Source organism: Pseudothermotoga sp., from assembly GCA_025060105.1.
In the GTDB taxonomy this organism is placed as follows: Bacteria; Thermotogota; Thermotogae; order Thermotogales; family DSM-5069; genus Pseudothermotoga_A.
In genome coordinates this window covers 1-664 of sequence record JANXCS010000018.1, presented here as the reverse complement: position 1 = coordinate 664, position 664 = coordinate 1, and the positions used below count along the sequence as shown (strand labels likewise).

The window sequence follows — 664 nt, the reverse complement described above, 5'->3', positions numbered from 1 at the left end:
GCACGGTATCGCCCAAGCCGAGTACGTGCAGCACTTGTATGATGTGTTTCGGGATTGGGTGCTGCACGAGCCACAGATCAAGAGCCAACGGATCGCGGGCAAGATCTATCAAAAGATGTGGTTCAACACCGTAAGTCACGCTGCCTTCCGGTTCTATGCACAGCAGTTCTACCGGAACGGCATGAAGGTCGTGCCCAAGCTCATCCATCGGCTCTTAACAGAGAGAGGCTTGGCGTACTGGTTCATGGACGACGGCTCGATTAAGTCGAAACAGTCCAAAGCTGTGCTCTTCAACACCCAAGGCTTCAGCGAGCCCGATGTAGAGAGGCTCGTGCGGGTGCTGCGAGAGAAATTTGGACTAGAAGCCAAGCAGAGACAACAGCCCGAAGGGCGGCAAATTTATATCTCTGGGAGATCATATGAGCGCTTCCGTGCGCTCATAGAGCCATATCTGATCTCCCAGATGCGCTACAAGCTGCCCTTGGAGAGAAAGACCGAACTTAACAGAATTGCCTAAAGAGTAACGGAGGCGCGCAAAGGTCGGCTCAGCCGGGTTGGCGATCCGGCGGGGAGTGCATGGGCACAAGCCGGCTTAACTGTGACCCCGACAGGGGGAACAGATGCGAAAGCAGGCCCAAGTGACCCGGTGGCTCCGTGTGGAAGG

The 664-nt window shown here is 55.7% G+C and carries 1 protein-coding gene and 1 rRNA gene; both read left to right on the top strand.

The features are described 5' to 3' along the window. The coding region (locus tag NZ875_09665) for a hypothetical protein (protein MCS7176001.1) at positions 1–517 on the top strand (517 nt) is incomplete at its 5' end. Then, positions 512–664 (top strand): 23S ribosomal RNA (locus tag NZ875_09660); the annotation flags it as partial. The genes NZ875_09665 and NZ875_09660, both read left to right, overlap by 6 nt.